At 71.9% G+C, this 19,989-nt stretch carries 22 protein-coding genes; 15 read left to right on the forward strand and 7 right to left on the reverse strand.

What is annotated here, in order from left to right; genetic code table 11:
* Positions 1-82: 82 nt before the first annotated feature.
* Complete coding sequence (locus tag QQZ14_RS06990) at positions 83-1,048, reverse strand: type IV toxin-antitoxin system AbiEi family antitoxin domain-containing protein (protein WP_284533512.1); 966 nt, start codon at positions 1,046-1,048, stop codon at positions 83-85.
* Positions 1,049-1,259: 211 nt separating this feature from the next.
* Between QQZ14_RS06990 and QQZ14_RS06995 the strand changes: the two genes are divergently transcribed.
* From QQZ14_RS06995 to QQZ14_RS07025, 7 genes are read left to right on the forward strand one after another with little or no spacing between them, the layout of a single operon-like run.
* On the forward strand, positions 1,260-2,069 hold the full coding sequence (locus tag QQZ14_RS06995) for a purine-nucleoside phosphorylase (RefSeq protein ID WP_284533513.1): 810 nt from the start codon (positions 1,260-1,262) through the stop codon (positions 2,067-2,069).
* Positions 2,069-2,692 (forward strand): TetR family transcriptional regulator, encoded by a 624-nt coding sequence (locus QQZ14_RS07000; RefSeq protein WP_284533514.1) that lies wholly within the window; start codon positions 2,069-2,071, stop codon positions 2,690-2,692. The genes QQZ14_RS06995 and QQZ14_RS07000 overlap by 1 nt, the downstream gene beginning before the upstream one ends.
* A 47-nt stretch (positions 2,693-2,739) precedes the next feature.
* Positions 2,740-3,777, forward strand: a complete 1,038-nt coding sequence (locus tag QQZ14_RS07005) for a zinc-binding dehydrogenase (RefSeq protein ID WP_284533515.1) — start codon at positions 2,740-2,742, stop codon at positions 3,775-3,777.
* On the forward strand, positions 3,774-4,955 hold the full coding sequence (locus tag QQZ14_RS07010; protein WP_284533516.1) for a sulfotransferase family protein: 1,182 nt from the start codon (positions 3,774-3,776) through the stop codon (positions 4,953-4,955). Before QQZ14_RS07005 ends, QQZ14_RS07010 begins: the two co-directional genes overlap by 4 nt.
* A gap of 10 nt (positions 4,956-4,965) precedes the next feature.
* On the forward strand, positions 4,966-5,778 hold the full coding sequence (locus QQZ14_RS07015; protein ID WP_284533517.1) for an NAD-dependent epimerase/dehydratase family protein: 813 nt from the start codon (positions 4,966-4,968) through the stop codon (positions 5,776-5,778).
* 42 nt (positions 5,779-5,820) lie between these two features.
* The gene (locus QQZ14_RS07020) at positions 5,821-6,231 is read left to right on the forward strand and encodes a MerR family transcriptional regulator (RefSeq protein ID WP_284533518.1); all 411 of its coding nucleotides are present in this window, start codon (positions 5,821-5,823) and stop codon (positions 6,229-6,231) included.
* A gap of 9 nt (positions 6,232-6,240) precedes the next feature.
* A complete protein-coding gene (locus tag QQZ14_RS07025; protein ID WP_284533519.1) occupies positions 6,241-7,245 on the forward strand; it encodes an aldo/keto reductase in 1,005 nt (334 codons plus the stop codon).
* A 101-nt stretch (positions 7,246-7,346) separates the two neighbouring features.
* On the opposite strand, the gene QQZ14_RS07030 is transcribed toward QQZ14_RS07025, so the two are convergent.
* Complete coding sequence (locus QQZ14_RS07030; RefSeq protein WP_284533520.1) at positions 7,347-7,784, reverse strand: SRPBCC family protein; 438 nt, start codon at positions 7,782-7,784, stop codon at positions 7,347-7,349.
* Positions 7,785-7,801: 17 nt separating this feature from the next.
* Here QQZ14_RS07030 and QQZ14_RS07035 point away from each other — a divergent pair, with 17 nt between their 5' ends.
* Positions 7,802-9,481, forward strand: a complete 1,680-nt coding sequence (locus QQZ14_RS07035; RefSeq protein WP_284533521.1) for a phospho-sugar mutase — start codon at positions 7,802-7,804, stop codon at positions 9,479-9,481.
* A 6-nt stretch (positions 9,482-9,487) separates the two neighbouring features.
* On the opposite strand, the gene QQZ14_RS07040 is transcribed toward QQZ14_RS07035, so the two are convergent.
* Positions 9,488-10,060 carry a hypothetical protein gene (locus tag QQZ14_RS07040; RefSeq protein WP_284533522.1) on the reverse strand — a complete coding sequence of 191 codons (573 nt, stop codon included), beginning with the start codon at positions 10,058-10,060 and terminating at the stop codon, positions 9,488-9,490.
* 53 nt (positions 10,061-10,113) lie between these two features.
* Between QQZ14_RS07040 and deoC the strand changes: the two genes are divergently transcribed.
* The 5 genes from deoC to QQZ14_RS07065 all read left to right on the forward strand — a co-directional run bounded on the left by deoC (position 10,114) and on the right by QQZ14_RS07065 (position 14,636).
* Positions 10,114-11,076, forward strand: coding sequence for a deoxyribose-phosphate aldolase (gene deoC, locus QQZ14_RS07045; RefSeq protein WP_284533523.1), 963 nt, complete (start codon positions 10,114-10,116; stop codon positions 11,074-11,076).
* A gap of 4 nt (positions 11,077-11,080) precedes the next feature.
* Positions 11,081-12,535 (forward strand): aldehyde dehydrogenase family protein, encoded by a 1,455-nt coding sequence (locus tag QQZ14_RS07050; RefSeq protein WP_284533524.1) that lies wholly within the window; start codon positions 11,081-11,083, stop codon positions 12,533-12,535.
* Positions 12,536-12,599: 64 nt separating this feature from the next.
* On the forward strand, positions 12,600-13,469 hold the full coding sequence (locus QQZ14_RS07055) for an aldehyde dehydrogenase family protein (RefSeq protein ID WP_284533525.1): 870 nt from the start codon (positions 12,600-12,602) through the stop codon (positions 13,467-13,469).
* Positions 13,470-13,479: 10 nt separating this feature from the next.
* The gene (locus QQZ14_RS07060; protein ID WP_284533526.1) at positions 13,480-14,091 is read left to right on the forward strand and encodes an ATP-binding protein; all 612 of its coding nucleotides are present in this window, start codon (positions 13,480-13,482) and stop codon (positions 14,089-14,091) included.
* Positions 14,088-14,636, forward strand: coding sequence for a hypothetical protein (locus tag QQZ14_RS07065; RefSeq protein ID WP_284533527.1), 549 nt, complete (start codon positions 14,088-14,090; stop codon positions 14,634-14,636). Before QQZ14_RS07060 ends, QQZ14_RS07065 begins: the two co-directional genes overlap by 4 nt.
* 13 nt (positions 14,637-14,649) lie before the next feature.
* On the opposite strand, the gene QQZ14_RS07070 is transcribed toward QQZ14_RS07065, so the two are convergent.
* Together QQZ14_RS07070 and QQZ14_RS07075 are read right to left on the reverse strand one after the other, a co-directional pair.
* Positions 14,650-15,123, reverse strand: coding sequence for a DUF3592 domain-containing protein (locus QQZ14_RS07070; protein WP_284533528.1), 474 nt, complete (start codon positions 15,121-15,123; stop codon positions 14,650-14,652).
* Positions 15,120-16,226, reverse strand: a complete 1,107-nt coding sequence (locus tag QQZ14_RS07075) for an adenosine deaminase (protein WP_284533529.1) — start codon at positions 16,224-16,226, stop codon at positions 15,120-15,122. The genes QQZ14_RS07070 and QQZ14_RS07075 overlap by 4 nt, the downstream gene beginning before the upstream one ends.
* Before the next feature lie 42 nt (positions 16,227-16,268).
* Between QQZ14_RS07075 and QQZ14_RS07080 the strand changes: the two genes are divergently transcribed.
* Positions 16,269-16,721: a MaoC family dehydratase gene (locus QQZ14_RS07080; protein WP_284533530.1), complete on the forward strand. Its 453-nt coding sequence runs from the start codon at positions 16,269-16,271 to the stop codon at positions 16,719-16,721.
* Positions 16,722-16,737: 16 nt separating this feature from the next.
* On the opposite strand, the gene QQZ14_RS07085 is transcribed toward QQZ14_RS07080, so the two are convergent.
* Both QQZ14_RS07085 and QQZ14_RS07090 read right to left on the reverse strand, forming a co-directional pair.
* A complete protein-coding gene (locus QQZ14_RS07085) occupies positions 16,738-18,027 on the reverse strand; it encodes a thymidine phosphorylase (RefSeq protein WP_284533531.1) in 1,290 nt (429 codons plus the stop codon).
* A gap of 195 nt (positions 18,028-18,222) precedes the next feature.
* On the reverse strand, positions 18,223-18,624 hold the full coding sequence (locus QQZ14_RS07090; RefSeq protein ID WP_284533532.1) for a cytidine deaminase: 402 nt from the start codon (positions 18,622-18,624) through the stop codon (positions 18,223-18,225).
* Between the two features lie 143 nt (positions 18,625-18,767).
* On the opposite strand from QQZ14_RS07090, the gene QQZ14_RS07095 reads away from it, so the two are divergent.
* Entirely contained in the window at positions 18,768-19,895 is a 1,128-nt protein-coding gene (locus QQZ14_RS07095; RefSeq protein WP_284533533.1) for a BMP family lipoprotein, read from the forward strand.
* Positions 19,896-19,989 lie beyond the last annotated feature (94 nt).

Genomic DNA, 19,989 nt, shown 5'->3' on the forward strand with positions numbered 1-19,989 from the left:
AGAATCCCCGGTGTACCGGGGAACTTGGCGCTTGTCGGCCGTTGCAACGGCTGACAAGCGCAAGAAGTCGCCGAGAAGTACGTCAGGCTGCCGTCGACGACGGGTAGAGAGCACGCCGGATCAGAGCGGCGGTGCGAAGCGGATCCGCCAGGTCCGCCCAGGTGATCCGGATGCACCGCCAGCCCGTCAGCCGACAGATCAGCTCTTCGCGCGCCTTCTCGCGGACGACGACATCGCTCGCGCGTTCGCCCTCCTTGAGGAGCTTCTCGTACTTGATCTTCCCGTCGAACTCGAGGAAGACCCCTAGCTCGGGCCACGCGAAGTCGACTCGCGCCACGACCACCCCGTTGGGGTCGCGGATCTCGACCTGGGGTGTCGGCATGGGCAGGCTCTGGCTGAAGCAGAGGTGGAGCGTGCGGGCCTCGCCGACCGTCTCGATCCGTGGATCGGCCAATCGCAGGACGACCTGGGTCGCCAGGGAGTTCGGCCACTGCTCCATCCGTGCGTACCGCGCGGAGAGGTCCTGCAACGTCGTCAGCCGGCGGTGCAACAGGTCGCAGACGACGACGAGGGCACGCTCTGAGTCGGTCATCGTGGTGACCTCCAGCGCCAGCCGCGCCGGACACGTCACCGCCACGCCGTTGCGCTTGACAACGTCACCTGGGCGAACCACGCCTGCGTGTTGCCGGATGCCTGCTTCATGTCGACCGATGCGTCCGTCGAACCTGGTCACGTGCACGTCACTGAGATCCAGGTCCCAGATCGGAACGTCGAACTCGAGAGCTCCGCTGACGTGCGAGAGCGCGCCAGGTGCCTTGGCCTGCGCCAAGGCGGCCCGGGCCCGGACCGAGTGGCGGCCCACCTCATCGAGATCTCGCCAGACGGGTCCAGCGACGTAGGCTCCGCGACGGGCGCGCGCCAGGGTGCCATCGCGCACCATCCGCATCAGGGCGCGATCGGTGTAGCCGCTGGCGACGTACGCCTGGCGCAGCGTCACCGGCGTCAGGCGCGGGTCATCGGGCGGCCATTCCTTCGGTGGTCTCTTCATGACCGAGGGGATTCCCCGCGCTCGTCCGGCCCACCCCTGTCGATGCGCCGGCTGTGGAGAACGCCGACCTCCAGGACTTGTCGGCCGACTCTCCCGCTTCTCGGCCGTTGCAACCCCCGAGAAGCGGCAACTTCCCCGGTGTACCGGGGAAACTGCCCCCCGTCACTGCTCGAATCGTGCACCCACCAGCCCCCGCACTAGAGTCCGACCCGTGACGCAGCCCGAGACTTCCACGCCGTACGACCACGCGAACCAGGCCGCCGCGCGGCTCGCCGAGCTGACCGGGATCGAGCGACACGACGTCGCCCTGGTGCTCGGGTCGGGCTGGCTGCCCGCCGTGGACGCGCTCGGCGAGGCGACCGCCGAGATCGCCACCACCGACCTGCCCGGCTTCTCCGGGGCCGCGGTCGCAGGCCACTCCGGCAAGATCCGCTCGGTCAAGGCCGGGGACAAGCAACTGCTGGTGTTCCTCAGCCGCACCCACTACTACGAGGGCAAGGGCGTCGCCGCGGTGGTGCACGGTGTGCGTACGGCGGCGGCCGCCGGCTGCCGCGCCATCGTGCTGACCAACGGCTGCGGCGGACTGAAGCCGACCTGGACGCCCGGCACGCCGGTGCTGATCAGCGACCACATCAACCTGACCGGCCGCTCCCCGATCGAGGGTGCGCGCTTCGTCGACCTCACCGACCTCTACAGCTCGCGGCTCCGCGCCATGTGCCGCGAGGTCGACCCGACGCTCGACGAGGGCGTCTACGTGCAGTTCCCCGGCCCGCACTACGAGACCCCGGCCGAGGTGCGGATGGCCGGCATCCTCGGCGGTCACCTGGTCGGCATGAGCACGACGCTCGAGGCGATCGCGGCCCGCGAGGCCGGCATGGAGGTGCTCGGCATCAGCCTGGTCACGAACCTCGCCGCCGGCATCAGCGACCAGCCGCTCAACCACGAGGAGGTCCTCGAGGCCGGCCGCGCCGCGGCCTCGCGGATGGGCGACCTGCTCGGACGGATCGTGCCCAGGATCTGATGGACACCCGCCGGGCGCTGGTCGAGGCCGCCACGACCGCCTTCGCCGAGCACGGCGCGTTCACCGCGTCCCTCGTCGACATCACCCGGCGGGCCGGCCAGCGCAACCGCGGGGCGGTCCACTACCACTACGGCTCCCGGGAGGGGCTGCTCGTGGCCGTGCTCGAGCAGCACGCGGGGTTCCTCGCCGACCGCGAGGGCGAGCTGCTCGCGCACGCCCGCACGACCCCCGACGACGACCTCGCATCCGTCATCGAGGCGATCGTCCGGCCGGCGGTCGAGCTCGCCGAGACCGGCCCGTCCGGCCGCGACTACCTGGTGATCGTCGGGCAGCTGGTCGAGGAGTACGACCGCCTCGACCCGGCCGTCGACGAGGCATTGCGCCGGACCGGCGGGTACGCCGTGTACGACCTGCTCGCCGCCCGGATGCCCACCGTGGACGAGCCCCTGCACAACGAACGGCTGGCGCTGGTCACCGGGTTCATCCTGCGCGCGGTCGCCGACCGCGCCCGCGCCCAGCAGGCGGCGGCGCCGGGGCGCGCCCAGCTGCCCACGGACCGGTTCGTCGCCAACCTGGTCGCGATGGCGGCCCGGATGGCGAGCACCCCGGCCCTTGACGGTTAATACACCCTCTTAGTACGGTCGCCGCCATCCGTCGTGATGGAGGTCACATGAGGGCTGTCCGCGTGGTCCGGCACGGCGAGCCGCACGAGGCGATCGAGGTGCGCGCCGACGTGCCGGTCCCCGAGCCGGGCCCCGGCGAGGTGCGGGTCGCGGTCGCCGCCGCGTCGGTCAACTTCGGCGACGTCGCCCGCTGCCACGGCGGGGTCGCGGCGGTGATGGCGCCGCCGCCGTTCACGCTCGGGATGGACGTCGCCGGTGTCGTCGAGGCGACCGGCCCCGGCGCCGAGGCGTGGCTGGGCCGTCGCGTCGTCGGCATCACGCCGCAGTCGCTCGGCGGTCTGGCCGAGCACGCGCTGGCCGCCACCGTGTTCGACGCTCCCCCGAGCCTCGACGACGCCGAGGCCGCGGCGTTCACGCTGCCCTTCCACGTCGGCTACCTCGCCCTCCACGAGCGTACTGGACTCCTGCCGGGCGAGACCGTGTTGGTCCGCGGTGGCGCGAGCGCGGTCGGTACGGCGGCGATCCAGCTCGCCCGGGCGGCGGGCGCCCGGGTGATCGCGACCGCGGGCGGACCCGACAAGACGCGCCTGTGCGCGGAGCTGGGCGCCGACGTGGTCGTCGACCACACCGACGAGGACGTCTTCGACGCCGTCATGGACGCCACCGGCGACCGCGGCGCGGACGTGATCTTCGACCCGGTCGGCGGCGAGCAGACCGAGACGATCTGGACCTGCGGAGCACTCGGCGGCCGCTACCTCGCGGTCGGGTTCAACGACGACCCGCAGTCCGGGCTGACCGGGCGGCCGCTGCGCAAGCTTTCGATGGCCAACCTCTCCGTGCTGGGCGTGCTGCTCGCCTACCTCGACGTGCCGCGCGACTTCCGCCGCTTCGGCATCAACCCGTTCCCGCCCGAGACCGGCCGCCGCGTGCACGCCGCGCTGCTCGACCTGGTCGCCGCCGGGACGGTCCGGCCGGTGATCGGGCGCCGGATCGGCCTCGACGACGTCGCCGGCGCCCTCGAGGACCACGCCGCCCGCCGTACGACGGGTCGCACCGTCGTCGAGATCAGCCAGGAGACCAGATGAACCCAGCGATCGACCCAGCCGAGCTGATGGCCCAGGCCGGCGAGCAGACCGGCCTCGACGACTTCGGGGACCCGTCGTTCCGCGAGGGCCTGGAGCGCTACTGCGCCGCGCTCGTCGACGAGGCAGGGCTCAACGACCTCGGCGCGGTCGCGCTGCCGGCGTCGCTGGTCGGCGCCCTGGTCAACCGGCTGAGGGTCGTCGACTGGGCACGCCGGCACCCGGCCGTCACCGAGGAGCGCATCGAGGCCCCGGTCGTGGTGATCGGCATGTTCCGCGCGGGCACGACGTTCCTGTCCAACCTGCTCGACAACGACCCGGCCAACCGGGCCCTGCTGGCGTGGGAGTCGCTGGACTCGGTGCCGCCGCCCACGCCCGCGGAGCGGCGCAGCGGCCCGCGGGTGGACGCCGCCCAGGGCGGGGTCGACATGCTCGAGGCACTCAACCCCGCGATCAGCGCGATCCACCACGAGGGCGCGGCCGACCCGACCGAGTGCATCGCGGTGATGGGGCAGGCCTTCCAGAGCATCTCGTGGGAGGCGATCGCCAACGTGCCGTCGTACGGCGCCTGGTGGCGCGCGGTCGACAACACGCCCGCCTACGACTACCACCGGCTGGTGCTCCAGACCCTCCAGAGCGGCGGCGTCCGCGGCCGCTGGACGCTGAAGAGCCCCCATCACGCGATGGCGCTCGACGCGCTGGTCACGACCTACCCCGACGCCCGGCTGGTGCTGCTGCACCGCGACCCGGTCGAGCTGGTGGGCTCCGTCTGCAGCCTCATCGACACGATGTCGAGCACGTTCAGCGACGCCGACCACCGCGCCTACATCGCTCGACACTGGACCGGCACCCTCGAGGAGACCATCCGGCGCGTCGAGGACTTCCGGGTCCGTCGCCCCGACCATCCGATCCACGAGGTGCACTACGCCCAGCTCGCCCGCGACCCGGCCGGCACCGTGCGCGGCATCTACGACGCGCTCGGCCTCGAGCCGGCGCCGGGCGGCTTCGAGGCGGTGGAGGCCCACGCCACCGCCCGGGTGCGCAACGAGTTCGGGGGCCACGTCTACGACGTCGCGCGGTTCGGCCTCACCGAGGTCGAGGTGCGTGAGCGGTTCAGCGAGTACGTCGAGCGCACCGGCGTCGAGCCGGAGCACGCGCCCGCAGGCCGGCGCATGCCTTAGCCTTCGCCGCGTGAAGGTTCTCGTCACCGGCGCCGCCGGCAGCATCGGACGTGTGGTCACCGTCGGCCTCGTGGACCGCGGGCACACGGTCGTCGGCCTCGACCGGGTCCCGCAGCCCGACGGGGACGAGGGCGCCTGGTACACCGTCGACGCGACCGATCCCGACGCCGTCGCCGCGGTGTTCGAGGAGGAGCCGCTCGACGCGGTCGTCCACCTCGCCGGACACCCGGGCGAGGCCAGCCTCCCCGACTCGCTCGCCTCGCACGTGATCACCACCGGCGCCCTGCTGGACGCGATGGTCGAGCACGACGTACGCCGCTTCGTCTACGCCTCCTCCAACCACGCCGTCGGCCGCACACCGCGCGCGGGCCTGGCCGACGGCGTGCTCAGGGTCGACGCCCGGCCCCGGCCGGACACGTTCTACGGCGTGGGCAAGGTGGCCGCGGAGGCGTTGATGAGCCTGTACGCCGACCGCTACGGCCTCGACGCCGTGGCCTGCCGGATCGGGTCGTTCCTGGAGCGACCCGAGACGGTGCGCAACCTGTCCACCTGGCTCTCCCACGACGACTGCGTGCGGATGGTGGACGCGGCGCTGACCGCGACCGCACCGGGCTTCGCGGTGCTGTACGGCATCTCGCGCAACACCCGGGCGTGGTGGGACCTCGAGCCCGGGCGGGCGCTGGGCTACGACCCGCAGGACGACGCGGAGCGCTTCCTCGACTCGATCGTCGCGGGCGAGTGGGACGAGGCCCACGGCGCGCACGTCGGTGGTCCGTACGCGACCGCGGAGTTCGAGCGCCCCGCACTGGACCGCTCGTCCTGACCCGCTTGACCTGGAGTGCACTCCAGGGTCGAGACTGCTCGGGTGAGCTACTCCATCGCCGAGGCCGCCGCTGCGACGGACCTGACGCCCGACACCCTGCGCTACTACGAGCGCGACGGGCTGATGCTGCAGCCGGTCACCCGGTCGGCGACCGGTCACCGTCGCTACTCCGAGCGGGACCTGACCTGGATCCAGCTGATCACCTGCCTGCGCGGCACCGGCATGCCGATCCGCGACGTACGCCGCTATGCCGAGCTGGTGCGGCAGGGCGACGGCAACGAGCAGGCCCGGCTCGACCTGCTGCGCGCCCACCGCGCCCGCGTGCTCGCCCAGCTCGCCGAGGTGCAGGAGCACCTCGGCGCGATCGACCGCAAGATCGGGATCTACCTCGAGAAGGTCGACACCGAGAACGTCGACCAGGGTCTTGACCTGGAGCGCACTCCAACCGCTTGAGTGGTGGGCATGACTCTCCAGAAGCGCACTCTCGGCACCGACTCCACCATCTCCGTCTCCGAGCTCGGCCTCGGCTGCATGGGCATGTCGGAGTTCTACGGCCGCGGTGACGAGGGCGAGGCGGTGGCCACCATCCACCGCGCCCTCGACCTCGGTGTCACCTTCCTCGACACCGCGGACATGTACGGCCCGTTCACCAACGAGCAGCTGGTCGGCAAGGCGATCGCCGGCCGCCGCGACGAGGTCCAGCTCGCCACGAAGTTCGGCAACGAGCGGCTCCCGGACGGCACCCGCGTCGGCATCAACGGCAAGCCCGAGTACGTCCGCCAGGCCTGCGACGCCTCGCTCCAGCGGCTGGGCGTCGACCACCTCGACCTCTACTACCAGCACCGCGTCGACAAGACCGTCCCGATCGAGGAGACCGTCGGCGCGATGGCCGAGCTGGTCGCGGCCGGCAAGGTCCGCCACCTCGGGCTCTCCGAGGCCTCGGCCACGACGATCCGCCGCGCGCACGCCACCCACCCGATCACTGCCCTGCAGTCGGAGTACTCCCTGTTCACCCGCGACCTCGAGGACGAGATCCTCCCGGTCCTGCGCGAGCTCGGCATCGGCCTCGTGCCCTACTCCCCGCTCGGGCGCGGCATCCTGACCGGCGCGATCACCTCCGAGTCGTCCCTGGACGAGGACGACTCGCGTCGCTCGGCGTACTTCCCCCGCCTCAACGGCGAAGGCCTGCGCGCCAACCTCCAGCTCGTCGACCGCGTGCGCGCGATCGCCGACGAGAAGGGCTGCACGCCCGGCCAGCTCGCGCTCGCCTGGGTGCTCGCCCAGGGCGACGACGAGCTCGGCGTCGCGCCGATCCCCGGCACCAAGCGGGTGAAGTACCTCGAGGAGAACGTCGGCGCCGCCGCGATCGAGCTGACCCACGCCGACCTCGCCGCGCTCGACCAGGCGGTCCCGCGGGACGCCGTGGTCGGTGACCGGTACGGCGACATGAGCTCGATCGACGCGTAGGGGTCGGCGCCGCGCCAGCCTGCGGTTTCGGCTGCTGGCAGCCGAACCCCGCGGCCCGCGCCCGACCCCGCGGCCCGCACACCTGAGGGGTCCCGCCGAGATCACGCCAGCGCGGCGACCCGCTCCGAGAGCCCCGCCACACAGCCGGCCATCATCCGGTGGTGGTTCCAGCGCAGCACCGGGCGGGCGACGTACGACGCCAGGCCGAGCAGCCCGCCGACGGTGACGTGCTGGTCGAGGTCGAGGCGGGTGCCGCCGTCGTCGGGCGCGAGCGTGAAGCCCACGGTGCCCGCGAGGTCGCCGGACACCTCGACCTCGAGCCGCGACGGCGAGCGGTCGGCGGCGTGCAGGACCAGGTCGAGGGTGTAGGGCAGGGCCGAGCGGCACAGCACCCGCGCGTCGTCCGGTCCGAGCGAGGCGACCGCGACGACCTGGGGCCACCACTCGGGGTAGCGCTCCAGGTCGAGGAGCACGTCGTGGACGGCGGCAGGGGGTCCGGGGACGTGCCAGCGACCACCGAAGACGAAGGAGGGACTCACCCTCGTATCGTGCCCCTATGACGTCCGCCGATGTGAGCACCGAAGTGCGCGCCCTGCTCGAGACCGCCCGCGCCTGGGCCGCCGACGACCCCGACGAGCAGACCCGTGCGGAGCTCGAGGCGGTCATCGCCGCGGTCGAGGCGGGCGGCGACGCCGCCGACCTGCACGACCGCTTCGACGGCACCCTCGAGTTCGGCACCGCCGGCCTGCGCGGGGCGCTGGGCGCGGGCTCCAACCGGATGAACCGGGTCGTCGTGACCCGCGCCGCCGCAGGGCTGGCGGCGTACCTCATCGAGGCCACGCTCCGCGATCCCGCGGCCGGTCGCGGCGCGGTCGTGATCGGGTACGACGCGCGGCACAACTCCGACGTGTTCGCCCGCGACACGGCCGAGGTGATGACCGGCGCCGGCCTCACGGCGTACCTGCTCCCCCGCCCGCTGCCGACGCCGCTGCTGGCCTACGCCATCCGCGAGCTCGGCTGCGTCGCCGGGGTCATGGTCACCGCCAGCCACAACCCGCCGCAGGACAACGGCTACAAGGTCTACCTGGGTGACGGCAGCCAGATCGTGCCGCCGGCCGACGCCGAGATCGCCGCCCGGATCGCGGCCGTCGGCCCGGTCTCCCGCGTGCCCCGCGGTGGCGGTGGGACGACCCTCGACGAGGAGATCATCGACCGTTACCTCGACACGGTGGCGAGCCTGGCCGAGGACGGCCCCCGCGACCTGTCGATCGTCTACACGCCGCTGCACGGGGTGGGCGGCACGACCGTCCAGCGGGTGCTCGAGGCCGCGGGCTTCTCGGAGCCGGCCGTCGTCGAGCAGCAGGAGCAGCCCGACGCGGACTTCCCGACCGTGGCCTTCCCCAACCCCGAGGAGCCGGGGGCGATGGACCTCGCCATGGCGCTGGCCCAGGCCCGCGGCGCGGACCTCGTGGTGGCCAACGACCCGGACGCCGACCGGTGCGCCGCCGCCGTGCCCGACCCACACGGCTGGCGGATGCTGCGCGGCGACGAGGTCGGCGCGCTCCTGGCGCACGGGCTGCTGAGCCGCGGCAAGCAGGGCACCTACGCGACCAGCATCGTCTCCTCGAGCCTGCTCGGGAAGATGGCCGCCGCCGCAGGCCAGCCGTACGCCGAGACCCTCACGGGCTTCAAGTGGATCGGCCGCGTCGAGGGCCTCGCGTTCGGCTACGAGGAGGCGCTCGGCTACTGCGTCGACCCGGAGCACGTGAAGGACAAGGACGGCGTCTCGGCGCTGCTGCTGCTGTGCGAGCTGGCCGCGGCGGCCAAGGCCGAGGGCCGCGGGCTGGTGGACCTGCTGGACGACATCGCGGTCGAGCACGGCCTGCACGCGACCGACCAGCTCTCGGTGCGGGTCTCCGACCTCGGCGAGATCGCGGCGGCCATGGCCCGGCTGCGCGCGGCGCCGCCGACCGAGCTCGGCGGGCTCGCGGTCGAGCGGGCCGACGACCTCGCGACCGGCGGTCCGGACCTGCCGCCGACCGAGGGGCTGCGCTACTACCTGGCCGACGGGGCGCGGGTGGTCGTGCGTCCGAGCGGCACGGAGCCCAAGCTCAAGTGCTACCTGGAGGTCGTGGTGCCGGTGGACCCCGACGGCGGCGTGGACGCCGCCCGGATCGTGGCGGCCGGCCGGCTCGACGCCCTGCGCGACGGCATCAAGGCGGCCGCCGGGATCTAGGACCCTCTAGAGGACGATCGCCACCACGAGCGCGACGACCAGCACGACGGTCGCGACGATCTCGGGCCAGGCCCAGGTCCGGCGTACCGGCTCCTCGACGTCGCCGTGGAGCTCGCGGTGCTCGGCGGCGAGGTGGAGGATCCGCTCCTCGACGAACACCTGGTAGGTGTCCGCGGCCGTGGCCGGCCGCTTGTCACGGGCGGCCTTCGACCGCAGGACCTGGCGCGCCGTGTACGCGACCACCGGCGACGCGTACCGCTTGCCGGCGGCCTGGACTGCGAGCACCTGGCCGACGACCACCTTGGTGATCGCCCCCAGGGGGACGTGGTCGGTGTGGAACATGCTGCGCATCACCAGGTGGTCGGTGGTCACCCACAGCGCGGGCCGCAGCAGCGCCATCCAGACCAACACCGCGCCGAGCAGTGCCGAGATCGCGATCACGGGCCCGTGCTCGCCGTCCCAGGACCGGAGGGCGAGCACCAGCACGACGGCCGCGGCCGCCAGCCCGACGTAGCCGCTGACCCGCCCGTTGGTCGCATGGAAGCGCTGCACGACGGCCTTCGAGTCGGGCTCGGTCATGGTGGTGCTCTCCTGGTTGTGGTCCGTTGCGCGGACAACCCTATGCTGGGCCGGTGAGCAGCACTCCCACGATCCTCGAGGACGTCACCGGATCGGAGGCCTCCCTACGGAGGTTCCTCCACGGCTTGCCGGGGGTCGACCAGGTCGGCGCGGAGGCGCGGGCCGCCGGGCTCGCCACACGGTCGATCAAGACCACCGCCAAGGCGTACGCGCTCGACCTCGCGATCCGCATGGTCGACCTGACCACGCTGGAGGGTCAGGACACCCCGGGCAAGGTGCGGGCGCTCTCGGCGAAGGCCATGCGCCCCGACCCCTCCGACCCGACCTGCCCGGCCACCGCCGCGGTCTGCGTCTACCCCGACATGGTCGGCATCGCGAAGGAGGCGCTCGGCACGAGCGGGGTCCACGTCGCCGCGGTGGCCACCGCCTTTCCCAGCGGTCGCGCCGCTCTCGACATCAAGCTCGCCGACACCCGTGACGCGGTCGAGGCCGGCGCCGACGAGATCGACATGGTCATCGACCGGGGCGCGTTCCTCGCCGGCCGCTACCAGCACGTGTACGACGAGATCGTCGCCGTCCGCGAGGCCTGCCGCCGCCCGGACGGCGAGGACGCCCACCTCAAGGTGATCTTCGAGACCGGCGAGCTGCAGACCTATGACAACGTCCGCCGCGCCAGCTGGCTGGCGATGATGGCCGGAGCCCACTTCATCAAGACCTCCACCGGCAAGGTCCAGCCCGCCGCGACGCTGCCGGTGACGCTGGTGATGCTGCAGGCCGTGCGCGACTACCGCGCACTCACCGGCCAGATGGTCGGCGTCAAGCCCGCCGGCGGCATCCGCACCGCCAAGGACGCGATCAAGTACCTCGTGATGGTCAACGAGGTGGCCGGCGAGGAGTGGCTCGACCCGGCGTGGTTCCGCTTCGGCGCCTCCACCCTGCTCAACGACCTGCTCATGCAGCGCACCAAGATGACCACCGGCCGCTACTCCGGTCCCGACTACTTCACGCTGGACTGATCTGATGCCTTCACCATTCGAGTACGCCCCGGCTCCCGAGTCCCGCGCGATCGTCGACCTCAAGCCGTCGTACGGCCTGTTCATCGACGGCCAGTTCGTCGAGGGCCACGGCACGCCGTTCAAGACGATCAGCCCCGCGACCGAGGAGGTGCTCTCCGAGATCGCCGAGGCCGACCAGGCCGACATCGACGCCGCCGTCAAGGCCGCGCGCCGGGCCTACGACCGAGTCTGGTCGCGGATGCCGGGCCGTGAGCGCGCGAAGTACCTCTACCGGATCGCGCGGATCATCCAGGAGCGCAGCCGCGAGCTCGCGGTGCTGGAGTCGCTCGACAACGGCAAGCCGATCAAGGAGTCGCGCGACGTCGACGTCCCCACGGTCGCCGCACACTTCTTCTACTACGCCGGCTGGGCCGACAAGCTCGAGTACGCCGGGCACGGCGCCGACCCGCAGCCGCTGGGCGTGGCCGCGCAGGTGATCCCGTGGAACTTCCCGCTGCTGATGCTCGCGTGGAAGATCGCCCCCGCGCTCGCCTGCGGCAACACCGTGGTGCTCAAGCCCGCCGAGACCACCCCGCTGACCGCGCTGCTGTTCGTGGAGATCTGCCAGCAGGCCGACCTCCCGCCGGGCGTGGTCAACATCGTGACCGGCGCCGGTGCGACCGGTCAGGCGCTCGTGGGTCACCCGGGCGTCGACAAGGTGGCGTTCACCGGCTCGACCGAGGTCGGCAAGGCGATCGCCCGCTCGGTCGCCGGCACCAGCAAGCGGGTGACGCTCGAGCTCGGCGGCAAGGCCGCCAACATCGTGTTCGACGACGCGCCGATCGACCAGGCCGTCGAGGGCATCGTCGACGGGATCTTCTTCAACCAGGGCCATGTCTGCTGCGCAGGCTCGCGGCTGCTGGTGCAGGAGAGCGTCGTCGAGGACGTCCTCGAGCGGCTCAAGGCGCGCATGTCGACGCTGCGCATGGGCGACCCACTGGACAAGAACACCGACATCGGCGCGATCAACTCCGGCGAGCAGCTCAAGCGGATCCGCGAGCTCTCCGAGGTCGGCGACGCCGAGGGCGCCGAGCGCTGGGAGGTCGCCTGCGACCTGCCCACCAAGGGCTTCTGGTTCCCCCCGACGCTGTTCACCGGCGTCTCGCAGGCCCACCGCATCGCGCGCGAGGAGATCTTCGGCCCGGTGCTGTCCGTGCTGACCTTCCGCACGCCGGCCGAGGCGCTCGAGAAGGCCAACAACACGCCGTACGGCCTGTCCGCCGGCGTCTGGACCGACAAGGGCTCGCTGATCCTCAAGATGGCCAGCTCGCTGCGCGCCGGCGTGGTCTGGGCCAACACGTTCAACAAGTTCGACCCCACGAGCCCGTTCGGCGGCTACAAGGAGTCGGGCTACGGCCGCGAGGGCGGCCGCCACGGTCTGGAGGCCTATCTGAGAACACCCCACGAAAGCGCGCGATGAGGGCGCTTCGCGCCGAGCGCGCACGCTTCCGCGGGGACCCCGTTCGCCACGTAAGGATGTACCAGTGAGCAGGATCGACGTTCGCAAGACCTACAAGCTCTACATCGGGGGCGCGTTCCCCCGGTCGGAGTCCAGCTACACCTACGAGGTCCTGGACAGCAAGGGGAAGTTCGTGGCCAACGCCGCCCTCGCCTCCCGCAAGGACGCTCGCGACGCAGTCGTCGCCGCCCGCAAGGCCTTCGGCGGCTGGTCCGGGCGCACGGCGTACAACCGGTCGCAGATCCTGTACCGCGTCGCCGAGGTCATGGAGGACCGCCGCCCGCAGTTCGTGCAGGCGGTGTCGCAGTCCGAGGGGCTGACGGCCAGCAAGGCGGGCGCGGTCGTCGACCAGGCGATCGACCGCCTGGTCTGGTACGCCGGCTGGGCGGACAAGCTCGCGCAGGTCGTCGGCAACGCCAACCCGGTCGCCGGGCCGTTCTTCAACCTCTCGACGCCCGAGCCGACCGGTGTGGTCGCCGTGCTGGCGCCGCAGGACTCCTCGCTGCTCGGCCTGGTCAGCGTGGTCGCCCCCGTGATCGTGTCCGGCAACACCGTCGTCGTGGTGTCGTCGTACGAGCGGCCGCTCCCGGCCGTGACGTTCGCCGAGGTGCTCGCGACCTCCGACGTGCCCGGGGGCGTGGTCAACGTGCTGACCGGGTCGGCTGCCACGGTCGGTCCGTGGCTCGCCTCGCACATGGACGTCAACGCGATCGACCTGACCGGCGTCGCCGGTGACACCGAGCTCGCCACCGAGCTCGAGGTCGCGGCCGCCGAGAACCTCAAGCGCGTGCGCCGGGCCCCGGCCGCGGAGCCCGACTGGGCCCTCGACCCGGGTCTCGACCCGATGACGGCGTTCCTCGAGACGAAGACCGTGTGGCACCCCATCGGGGTGTGAGAACGAAGCGTTGCAAGCACGTGTGATCGTCCTGGCCGGGCCCTCGGGGGCGGGGAAGTCCCGTCTCGCCGAGCGCGTCGGGCTCCCGGTGCTCCGGCTCGACGACTTCTACAAGAACGGCGACGACCCGACGCTCCCCCGGATCGCCGAGGGCGCGAACGCCGGCCTGGTCGACTGGGACGACCCGCGGTCGTGGTGGCTCGAGGACGCGCTCGCGGCGCTCGACACGCTGTGCCGCGAGGGCAGCGCGCAGGTGCCCGTCTACGACATCTCCCGGGACGGCCGGTGCGGCGTGCAGACTCTCGACCTGCAGGGCTCAGGGCTGTTCGTCGCGGAGGGCATCTTCGCCCAGGAGGTCGTCCCGCACGTCGGCGAGACCGGCCAGCTGGCCGCGGCGTACTGCGTGCGCCAGCACCCCATCGTCACCTTCTGGCGCCGGCTGACCCGCGACCTGCGGGAGCACCGCAAGCCGCCCCTGGTGCTGGTGCGCCGAGGCATGGCCCTGATGCACGACCAGCGAGGGGTGGTCGCCCACGCGGTCGACCGGGGCTGCCAGCCGGTGACGCCGGACCAGGGGTACGCCGCGATCACGGCGCTGGCCGAGAGGAGCGCGCTGCGGTGAGCGAGGACTGGCCCGAGCGGGTCTTCCGCGAGCGTCTGGTCCAGCCCGACCGGGTCTCCTGCGGCGCCACGGTGCTGGTGGTCGCCCGGATGATCCTCGACCACGTGTACGGCGAGCACATCGGCGCGGCGCCCTCGGTGCCCGACCGGTTCCGCGAGGAGGTCCTCGCGACGCACCGGCGGGTGACCGCCGCCGTCGACCGCGGCCACCTCCAGCTGCCCTGGCCGCGCGCGCTCGGGACGCCCCCGTGGGCCGTGGCCCGCCAGCTCGGGGACCGCGAGGTCCGCTGGATCCGCACCTCCCCCGGCCCCGGCTACGACGCCGTGGTCGCGGCGACCCGGCGCCGGCAGCCCGTGCCGGTCTACGTCGGCAGCCGGTGGCTGCCCCGACACGTGGTGCTCGCCCTGGGCGAGCACGACGGCGCCCTGCGGTTCTACGAGCCCGCGCGTGGGCGGCTCATGGACGTCTCCCGCCCCGAGTTCGCCGACGGACGGGTCGGGCTGGCCGGCTGGGACCACGCCTGGTGGGCGGTCCTGCCCGACTGATCGGGCCGGGAGGTCAGCTCGTCCAGACGACGAACACCAGCACCAGCCAGGCGGCGGGCGTGGCGAGCGCGACCGCGAGGGTCAGCCGGGCGAGCAGGAACGACGTACGTCCCGCGCCCTCGGCGGTCGCCTCGGTCGCGACCAGGTCGACGCGCCGCGGGTGCTCCGGGTCGTAGGCAACCGCCACGCGGTCGCCGACCCGCGGCGGCGGGTAGGGCGCGTCCGTCAGCGTCTCCGCCTCGACCGCCTCACCCTGCGCCGGGGTGAAGCGCACCCGGAGGAAGTAGCGGGTGTCCGGCGACGACCCGAGCGAGACGTCCTTGGCCTCGAGTCCGACGACCTCCGCCTCGGTCTCCACCGCCCGGTCCCGGAAGCCCTCCGCGAGGCGGCGCTGACGGATCCCCCGGGCGAACAGCACCCCGGCGACGACCAGCAGCACCGCGCCGGCGCCGAGCAGGAGCAGCGACGGGACCGGGTGGACGCTCACCCGACCTCCCGGAGTGCTCGGTACTCGGGCTTGATGAGGTCGTTGATCAGCGTCAGCCGCTGGTCGAAGGGCAGGAACGCCGACTTCATGGCGTTGATCGTGAACCACTCCAGATCGCGCAGGCCGTAGTCGAAGGCCTCGACCAGCGACCACAGCTCGTGGGTCACCGATGTCCGGCTCATCAACCGGTTGTCGGTGTTCACCGTGACCCGGAAGCCGAGCTCCTTCAGCAGCCCGATCGGGTGCTTGGCGATCGACTCCGCGGCGCCGGTCTGGACGTTGGACCAGGGGCACATCTCGAGCGGGATGCGCTTGTCGCGCACGTACGCCGCGAGCAGCCCGAGGGTGACCTTGCCGTCCTCGCCGACCGTGATGTCGTCGATGATCCGCACGCCGTGCCCGAGCCGGTCGGCACCGCACCACTGGATGGCCTGCCAGATCGACGGCAGCCCGAAGCCCTCGCCGGCGTGGATCGTGAAGTGCGCGTTCTCCCGCTGGAGGTACTCGAACGCGTCCAGGTGGCGGGTCGGAGGGTAGCCCGCCTCCGCGCCGGCGATGTCGAACCCGGCCACACCCCGGTCGCGCCAGGCCACGGCCAGGTGGGCGATCTCCATCGACCGCGCCATGTGGCGCATCGCGGTCAGCAGCTGACGTACGACGATCCTGCCGCCGGCCGCCTCGATGCCCTGGTCGAAACCCTCCTGCACGGCCCCGACGACCTCGTCGAGGGTGAGCCCCTGGGTGAGGTGCTGCTCGGGGGCGTAGCGCACCTCGGCGTACACGACGCCGTCGGCGACCAGGTCCTCGACGCACTCGCGCGCGACCCGGGTGAGCGCCGAGGTCGTCTGCATCACCGCGACCGTGTGGTCGAAGGTCTCCAGGTAGCGCTCCAGCGAGCCGGAGTCCGAGGCCTCCGCGAACCAGCGGCCGAGCGACTCGGCGGACAGGTCGCCCTCGACCTCGGGCAGCTTGTGCCCGGTCTCCGCGGCCAGCTCGATGATCGACCGCGGTCGCAGACCGCCGTCGAGGTGGTCGTGCAGCAGCGCCTTGGGCGCCCGCAGCACCTGGTCGCGGGTCGGGGTCGGGTTGGGGGACGCGGTCATGCCCCCGATCCTTCCACCTGCGGGACCCGGTAGGTTCCCGGCATGCGCGTCTTCACCACCCTGGACGAGGTCGCCGCCGCGAGCGGCGAGGAGCTGGGCACCTCCGAGTGGCTCCCGATCGAGCAGGACCGGGTCGACCGGTTCGCCGACGCCACCGGCGACCACCAGTGGATCCACGTCGACCCCGAGAGGGCCGCGGGCGGCCCCTTCGGCGGCACGATCGCCCACGGCTACCTCACGCTCTCCCTGGTGCCGTTCCTCGGCAGCCAGGTGTTCGCGCTCGAGACTCCTGGCGCCAAGCTCAACTACGGCGTCAACAAGGTCCGCTTCCCGCACCCGGTGCTGGTGGGCAGGCGGGTCCGCGCGCACGTCGCGCTCGCGGACGTCCAGGACCTCCCCGCCGGCAAGCAGCTCACACTGCGCTACACCGTCGAGATCGAGGACGAGGCCAAGCCGGCCTGCGTCGCCGAGACCGTCGTCCTGCTGCTCCCCTGACCGGGTCCGGCGCGCGTCAGCCGATCCGGTCGATCACCAGCGGCGCCGGGTCGTACGGCGTGCCCGCGGCCGCGATGTCGTAGCCGCCCTCGAGCGAGGCCAGGGCGCGCTCGAAGCGGTGCTCGTCGTCGGTGAGCAGCGTGAACAGCGGCTGGCCCTCCGTGACCTCGTCGCCGGGCCGGGCGTGCCACACCACGCCGGCACCGGCCTGCACCGGGTCCTCCTTGCGGGCGCGGCCGGCGCCCAGCCGCCAGGCGGCCAGGCCGACAGCCATCGCGTCGAGCCGCGACAGCACGCCGGTGGACGGCGCGACCACCACGTGGCTCTCCCGGGCCATCGGCAGCGTCGCGTCCGGGTCGCCGTCCTGGGCTCGGATCATCGCCTTCCAGGCGTCCATCGCGGAGCCGTCGGCGAGCTTGTCCGCCGGATCCACGTCCCCGCGCCCGGCGCCGGCGAGCATCTCGCGAGCCAGGGCCAGGGTCAGCTCGACCACGTCGGCTGGCCCGCCGCCGGCGAGCACCTCGACCGACTCGGCCACCTCGATCGCGTTGCCGGCCGTGAGGCCGAGCGGTGTCGACATGTCGGTGAGCAGCGCGACCGTGTGGACGCCGGCGTCCTTGCCCAGCGCCACCATGGTCTCGGCGAGCTCGCGCGCGGCGTCGACGTGCTTCATGAAGGCACCGGTGCCGACCTTGACGTCGAGCACCAGCGACCCGGTGCCCTCGGCGATCTTCTTCGACATGATCGACGACGCGATCAACGGGATCGCCTCGACGGTGCCGGTGACGTCGCGCAGCGCGTAGAGCTTCTTGTCCGCCGGCGCCAGACCGTCGCCGGCGGCGCAGATCACCGCGCCGACCGACTCGAGCTGGGCCAGCATCTCCTCGTTGCTCAGCGCGGCGCGCCAGCCGGGGATGGACTCGAGCTTGTCGAGGGTGCCGCCGGTGTGGCCCAGTCCGCGCCCGGAGAGCTGGGGTACGGCGACGCCGCACGCCGCGACCAGCGGCGCGAGCGGGAGCGTGATCTTGTCGCCGACGCCGCCGGTCGAGTGCTTGTCGGCGGTCGGCCGGGAGAGTCCGGAGAAGTCCATCCGCTCCCCCGAGGCGATCATCGCCTGGGTCCAGCGGGTGATCTCGCGACGCTCCATGCCGTTGAGCAGGATCGCCATCGCGAGCGCCGACATCTGCTCGTCGGCCACCTCGCCCCGGGTGTAGGCGGCGACGACCCAGTCGATCTGGCTGTCGCTGAGCTCACCTCGGTCCCGCTTGGTGGAGATGACCTCGACGGCGTCGTGCTGCGGTGACATTGGATGTGAGGGGCACGGCGCCGATGCGGCCGCCTCCCCTATCCCCTTTCGATCCGTGCGTGCGGGCAACCCGCACTGGCCTGATGACGGTCCACATGCCGGTGCGAGGCACCCCCGGGTACGGCGCATGTCCACCGAAACCGTAACGCCTCGGACCGTCGCACCCGGCGTGGGCCGGCGTGGTCGGGCCCGGCCTCAGGCCAGGTCGGCCGGGCCGAAGGCCTGGGGCAGGACCTCGGCGATGCTGCGCACGCCCTCGGGGGTGAGCAGCTGCAGGTCGGACCTGCCGTTCTCGGAGAGCAGCTGGCGGCATCGCCCGCACGGCATGATCACGTCACGGTCGCCGTTGACGCACACGAAGTGGGACAGCTTCCCGCCACCCGTCAGGTGCAGCTGGGAGACCAGGCCGCACTCGGCGCACAGGGTCACGCCGTACGCCGCGTTCTCGACATTGCAGCCCACCACGAGCCTGCCGTCCTCGGCGAGCGCGGCGGCGCCGACGCGGTACTTCGAGTAGGGCGCGTAGGCCCGCTCCATGGCGTCTCCGGCGGCCTCTCGGAGGTGGTCCCAATCGACGTCGTGAGCGTCTGTAGTCAAGCGGACGGGACCTCCGGCACGAAGTGATGGGACCAACAGCACAACATGGTAACCGTTGGGTAGTTCAGCCGACATCGACCGTCGTCTTCGGTACCGTGCAGACCGTTGCCTCGCACCCGTCGAGGCCATGACTGGAGGCAGTAGTGAACAACTTGAGGAAGGCCGTTTGCGGCAGCGTCGCCGCACTCCTCTCGGCTTCGATCCTGACCGCATGTGGCTCCGAGCCGGAGGACAAGGCGGGCGACAAGCCCAGCGCCGGCGGCGAGTCCAGCGCAACGGCTCCGGACTTCAAGCCCTGCATCGTCTCCGACGCCGGTGGCTTCGACGACAAGTCGTTCAACCAGCTCAGCTACGAGGGCGCCAAGCAGGCCGCCGACGAGCTCGGCGTGAAGCTCACGGCCGTCGAGTCCAACAGCGAGAACGACTACGCACCTAACCTGGAGAGCCTGGTCGCCGAGGGCTGCGACTCCATCGTGACCGTCGGCTTCGCGCTCTCCGCGGCCACCGTCGAGTCCGCCAAGGCGAACCCCGACATCATCTACATCCTGATCGACGACGCGGCCGACAACGACTTCAACGGCGAGAAGGATGCCGAGAACGTCAAGCCGCTGCTCTACGACACCGCCCAGGCCGCGTTCCTGGCCGGCTACGCCGCCGCCGACTACACCAAGACGGGTGTCGTGGGCACCTACGGCGGCCAGCCGTACCCGACCGTGACGATCTTCATGGACGGCTTCAAGCAGGGCGCCGAGTACTACTCCAAGGAGAAGGGCAAGGAGGTCAAGGTCGTCGGCTTCGAGGGTGGCGACAAGGGCGTGTTCACCGGCGGCTTCGAGGCCAACGAGAAGGCCACGAACACCGCGACCCAGCTGCTCGACCAGGACGTCGACGTGATCCTGCCCGTCGGCGGCCCGATCTACCAGGGCGCGCTCACCGCGATCGACTCCACCGGCAAGGACGTCGCGCTCATCGGTGTGGACGCCGACTTCTTCGAGACCGACCCGAACACCCAGGACGTGGTGCTCACCTCGATCCTGAAGAACATGAAGGTCTCGACCTACGAGGCGATCATGGCTGCTAGCACGTCGGTCAGCGACGGCAGCGAGTTCGACTTCTCGCCGTACATCGGCACTCTCGAGAACGACGGTGTCGGCATCGCGCCGTTCCACAACTTCGAGAGCAAGGTGTCCGACAGCCTCGCCGGCGAGCTGGACACCGTGAAGGCGGGCATCATCGACGGTTCGATCAAGGTCGACTCCTACCTGAAGTAGTCCCGGCTCGTAGTCAGCTCAAACACAGGGGAGGTCGGGCTCGTCCCGGCCTCCCCTGTGCTTGTTGCCTCCGTCGAAATCTAGGATCGCCAAC

Origin of the sequence: Nocardioides sp. T2.26MG-1 (assembly GCF_950101795.1) — a bacterium.
Classification (GTDB): domain Bacteria; phylum Actinomycetota; class Actinomycetes; order Propionibacteriales; family Nocardioidaceae; genus Nocardioides.

Coding starts and splice junctions, on each gene's coding strand:
- QQZ14_RS07010 (WP_284533516.1), top strand. CDS start 3,774: ATGAACCCAGCGATCGACCCAGCCGAGCTGATGGCCCAGGCCGGCGAG.
- QQZ14_RS07000 (WP_284533514.1), top strand. CDS start 2,069: ATGGACACCCGCCGGGCGCTGGTCGAGGCCGCCACGACCGCCTTCGCC.
- QQZ14_RS07025 (WP_284533519.1), top strand. CDS start 6,241: ATGACTCTCCAGAAGCGCACTCTCGGCACCGACTCCACCATCTCCGTC.
- QQZ14_RS07080 (WP_284533530.1), top strand. CDS start 16,269: ATGCGCGTCTTCACCACCCTGGACGAGGTCGCCGCCGCGAGCGGCGAG.
- QQZ14_RS07005 (WP_284533515.1), top strand. CDS start 2,740: ATGAGGGCTGTCCGCGTGGTCCGGCACGGCGAGCCGCACGAGGCGATC.
- QQZ14_RS07085 (WP_284533531.1), bottom strand. CDS start 18,027: ATGTCACCGCAGCACGACGCCGTCGAGGTCATCTCCACCAAGCGGGAC.
- QQZ14_RS07035 (WP_284533521.1), top strand. CDS start 7,802: ATGACGTCCGCCGATGTGAGCACCGAAGTGCGCGCCCTGCTCGAGACC.
- QQZ14_RS07050 (WP_284533524.1), top strand. CDS start 11,081: ATGCCTTCACCATTCGAGTACGCCCCGGCTCCCGAGTCCCGCGCGATC.
- QQZ14_RS07075 (WP_284533529.1), bottom strand. CDS start 16,226: ATGACCGCGTCCCCCAACCCGACCCCGACCCGCGACCAGGTGCTGCGG.
- QQZ14_RS07040 (WP_284533522.1), bottom strand. CDS start 10,060: ATGACCGAGCCCGACTCGAAGGCCGTCGTGCAGCGCTTCCATGCGACC.
- QQZ14_RS06990 (WP_284533512.1), bottom strand. CDS start 1,048: ATGAAGAGACCACCGAAGGAATGGCCGCCCGATGACCCGCGCCTGACG.